Annotated in this window: 3 protein-coding genes and 1 tRNA gene; all 4 read left to right on the top strand. The window is 71.0% G+C overall.

What is annotated here, in order from left to right; genetic code table 11:
• Nucleotides 1-415, top strand: a 415-nt coding sequence (locus BN13_RS15800; protein WP_048548148.1) for an SDR family NAD(P)-dependent oxidoreductase, incomplete at its 5' end; no start/stop codon positions are given.
• Nucleotides 412-1,641, top strand: a complete 1,230-nt coding sequence (locus tag BN13_RS15795) for a S53 family peptidase (protein WP_084733815.1) — start codon at nucleotides 412-414, stop codon at nucleotides 1,639-1,641. The genes BN13_RS15800 and BN13_RS15795, both read left to right, overlap by 4 nt.
• 101 nt (nucleotides 1,642-1,742) lie before the next feature.
• Nucleotides 1,743-3,899: a hypothetical protein gene (locus BN13_RS15790; protein WP_048548147.1), complete on the top strand. Its 2,157-nt coding sequence runs from the start codon at nucleotides 1,743-1,745 to the stop codon at nucleotides 3,897-3,899.
• Nucleotides 3,900-3,955: 56 nt separating this feature from the next.
• Nucleotides 3,956-4,028, top strand: a tRNA-Thr gene (locus BN13_RS15785).
• Nucleotides 4,029-4,135: the final 107 nt, after the last annotated feature.

The following is a 4,135-nucleotide window of genomic DNA, read 5'->3' as shown; positions in this document are numbered from 1 at the left end:
CACCTTCAACGTGCTGCGGCTGGCCGCCGCCGCCATGACGGCCAACGAGCCGATCGATGGCGACCGCGGTGTTGTCGTCATGACCGCCTCCATCGCCGCCTACGACGGGCAGGTGGGCCAGGCGGCATACGCCTCCAGCAAGGGGGGAATCGTGGGGCTGACGTTGTCCGCGGCCCGCGACCTCGCCGACAAGGCGATCCGCGTGGTGACGATCGCCCCGGGCACCTTTCAGACACCGATGATGGATGGCCTGCCGGGCGATGTGAAGACGATCCTGGAAAAGCAGGTGCCTCACCCCTCGCGACTCGGCGACCCCGCCGACTACGCCAAACTCGTCGGCCACATCGTCGACAACGCGATGCTCAACGGCGAGGTCATCCGGCTCGACGGCGCCTTGCGCATGCCACCGCGATGAGGCGAGTGCGAACCCTGCTCGCCGCGGCGGCGACCGCGGCGGCGGTTGTGCTCGGCGGAGCCTCCTCTTCATCCGGTATGGCCGTGCCCCCGGCCCCCGCTGGCGCTACCGCGGTCCCCGAGTCGGCCGTCGTGACCCCCTCCTGCGGGACCGAGGACCGACCCGGCTACGCCCGCTGCCTCTCCCGGTTCCGTTCTCCGGGAACGGGTTTCACCGGAAGCCGGGTTGCGGTTCCGCGGGGGTTCGGGCCGGCGCAGTTCCGCGCGGCATACGGTCTTCCGGCGACGGGGGCGCGCACGACGATCGGGGTCGTCGTCGCCTTTGATGTGCCGAAGGCCGCCGCCGACCTCGCTGTCTATCGGCGCACGATGGGGCTGCCGCCCTGCACCACCGCGACCGGATGCTTCCGCAAGGTCAACCAGCGCGGCACGACGACGCCCTTGCCGGCGCCCGATCCGGGATGGGCCCTCGAAGGCTCGATGGACATCCAGCTCGCGTCCGCGACCTGTCCGACGTGCAAGATCCTGCTCGTGGTCGCCGACGACAACTACGACTTGTCGCTGGCCGCGGCGACCCGGACGGCGATTCGGCTCGGCGCAACGGTGCTGTCGCACAGCTATGGCACCTATGAGTACGGCGGCATGTGGGGCTACCGCGACACCTACGAGCGGGCCGGGACGATCTCCGTCGCCGCCAGCGGTGACTTCGGCTTCGACCGCGCCCAGGCACCCGCGGTGTTCAGCAAGGTTCTTGCCGTGGGTGGGACCAGCCTTCGCCGCGCCACCGGCACGCCGCGTGGCTGGGACGAGAATGTGTGGTCGGGGGCGGGGTCGGCGTGCTCGGCATACGTCCCGAAACCCGCGTATCAACGCGACCCGCTCTGCAAGATGCGCACCGTCGCCGATGTCTCGGCCGTCGCCGACCCCGAGACGGGGGTCGCGGTCTACGACACCTATCCCAATCAGCAGGGCCTGCCGCCGGGGTGGCTGATCGGCGGCGGCACGTCGGCGTCCGCGCCGCTCGTCGCCGGGATGGTCGCGCTCGCGGGATCGGGCGCGGCATACTCCCCGGCCAAGGCGTATGCCGCGCGCGCCGCCTTCTGGGATGTCGTCGGGGGCCGGAACGGGCAGTGCGCCGGCGACTACGTGTGCACGGGCGTCCCGGGCTACGACGCACCCTCCGGCCTGGGCACCCCCCGTGGCCTGGCCGGACTCGGCGGTCGGTAGGCCCGTCGACGGTTTCCCCGTCGCTCCCTGGTGGGCGACAATGGAACTCGGCCAGGTCGGGCTTGGCGGCGCGACCGGCTTTTGGACGAAGGACAGCTCTCGTGAAACTCACCACCGTGATTGCCGGCGCGCTGGCGCTCGGCCTGGGCGCGACCACCGGCTCCGCGTCGGCGATGGGCTCCGAGCGGCCCCAACCTCCCGTCGCCACCGCCACGCCGCGCACGGCCGGGCCCATCGCGACGAGTCAGCTCGCGTTGCCAACCGGGGACGTGATCCGGGTGGCCGAGGGGCCGACCGGGCCGGTGGTCACCCCGGATGGCGCGTTCACCGGCGGGGGTGCGACCGTATATCGCGTCGGTCGGTCCACCTATGTGGTGCCCCACAGCGTGGCGTCCCTGGTCGGGACGAAATTATCGGCCCAGCTTTTCGACGTGCGCGCGTTGAGCGCCGGGGACCCCGATCGGGTGCCCGTGACGATCACGTATGCCGCGCCCGACTCCCCCACCCCCGTCACCGGGGTGGACATCACGCGGCGGGCCGGCCGCACGGCATACGGGTATCTCACGCGGGCGAGCCGGGCACGGTTCAAGGCGGCGCTGGCGGGCCAAGGGGCGGGCCGACTGCTGCGCAATGTCGCCGAAATCGCCGGCCACGGGACGCCGGCCAACCCGACCTGGGCGATGCACACGGTGGCGATCGATGTGGTCGGCGTGGACGGTCGGCCGTCAGGGGCCACGATCGCGGTGCTGAATGTCGACGACCCGGCCAAGCCGAGTTATCTCGTGGGCGCCAATGGCACCGGCCGCTCCAAGGTGAGCCTGCCGACCGGGCGCTATCAGGTGATCGGCGCAGCCACCGATCCCGTTGCGGGAGTGAGCTATCTGGCGTCGACGCGTGAATTCGTGGTGGACGCCGCGCGGTCGGTCACCCTCGACCTGCGCACGGCGACCACCCCGCTGGTGACGCAGCTCCATCGAGCGGCTCGACGCGACATGGTCGTCACGGCGCTGACCCGCACGATCAGCAAGGGCGGGACCGACGCGGTCAACGAGATCGAGGTCATCGAGACAAGCGGGCGGCCGACGCGCTTCTATCTCAGCCCGACGGTCGGCTCGCTGACCGGCACGCAAACTCTGCAGCGGTTCGTGAGCGCGTCGTCGCCGAAGGACTCGGCGGACCGCTATACCTACACGACGTATCACTCGCGGACCGGCGCCATTCCCTCGTCCGAGATCGAGTTCCGTTCGGACACAAGCAATCTCACGGCATACCCGTCGTCGTTCTATGGGCCCGCGGAGATGCCCGGGGCAGTGGTGCGGACCGCGATCGCGGACCGGTTGGAGACGCGCACGTTCGACACTCCGTTGGGCGGCCCGGCGCGGTTGACCCGTTATGTGACCGCCTCGCCCGGCGTGACGGTCGGGACGACGTATGTGCAGCAGCCCGGCGCCGACGGCGATCGCGTCGGCGTGTTCACCGCGCCGGCGTCGGTGCAGGTGCCGGGGGTCGTGGCGCGCGATGGCTGGGGCAAGCCGGCGCTGCACGGGCGCTTCCTGACGACCCCGCAGGCGCCCGGTGACCCGGTCTGGTGCCCCGCGTGCATCAACGATTACTTCGTGGGGGTCGCCCAGAACCCGATGGCGGACAACAACATTGCGCATTCGGGCGCCCCGGATGTGGTGGGCGGTGCTGATTCGGGACGCTACGCGCTGACGGGCGGCGGGATGACCCTCGCGTCCGGGACGGGCGCGATCAACACCTCGACTTTCTACCTGCCGGGGACCAAGACGCTGTCCCTCACCCAGAGTGGCCGGCGCACGTTGTCCGGCGCCACGGCCGCGAGCGTCACGACGACGACTTCGGTGCGGCCGAAGGCCGCCATCGCCCTGCCTTCCGGCTGGCTGTGCTCGTTCGGCGACGACTGCCGCGTCTTGCCGTTCTTGTCGGCCGACTATGACGCCCCGATCAACCTCTCGGGTCGGCTCGCTGCCGGCCGGCAACAGATCGGCGTCACGGTGCGTCAGGTCGGCCGGGCAAGTGCCGTGGGGGTGACCTCCGTCAAGGCCTGGATTCGGCATGGGGAGGGGTCCTGGCGCGCGGTTCCCGCGCGGGGAGAGGGCGCGGCATACGAGGTGGCGGTAGACATCCCCACCGTGACCCGGCCGACCCCGGTCAGCCTGCGGGTCGCGGTGGCCGACGAGGCGGGATCGACGCTGACCGAGACGATGACGAACGCCTTCACGCTCCCGCAGCGCTGATTCACGCTCCCGCGTCGGGGAGACGTATCCTCGTCGTTGCCCGCCCACGCGGGCCCGCTGGCGTGGCGCAATTGGCAGCGCACCTGTCTTGTAAACAGGTGGTTGGGGGTTCGAGTCCCCCCGCCAGCTCTCCCCCCGACCTTGCCCGTTGAGGGCCCCCACCCGCGGACGCAATAACGTGACGGCCCCCACCCGCGGACGCAATAACGTGACGGCCCCCACCCGCGGACGCAATA

Origin of the sequence: Nostocoides jenkinsii Ben 74, assembly GCF_001046875.1 — a bacterium.
In the GTDB taxonomy this organism is placed as follows: Bacteria; Actinomycetota; Actinomycetes; order Actinomycetales; family Dermatophilaceae; genus Nostocoides_A; species Nostocoides_A jenkinsii.
Note: the sequence above shows the minus strand (reverse complement) of the source record. Positions and strands in the feature narration are given on the sequence as shown.

What these genes read in the sequence shown, in the direction of transcription:
- BN13_RS15795 (WP_084733815.1), top strand. Translation starts at nt 412, where the DNA reads ATGAGGCGAGTGCGAACCCTGCTCGCCGCGGCGGCGACCGCGGCGGCG.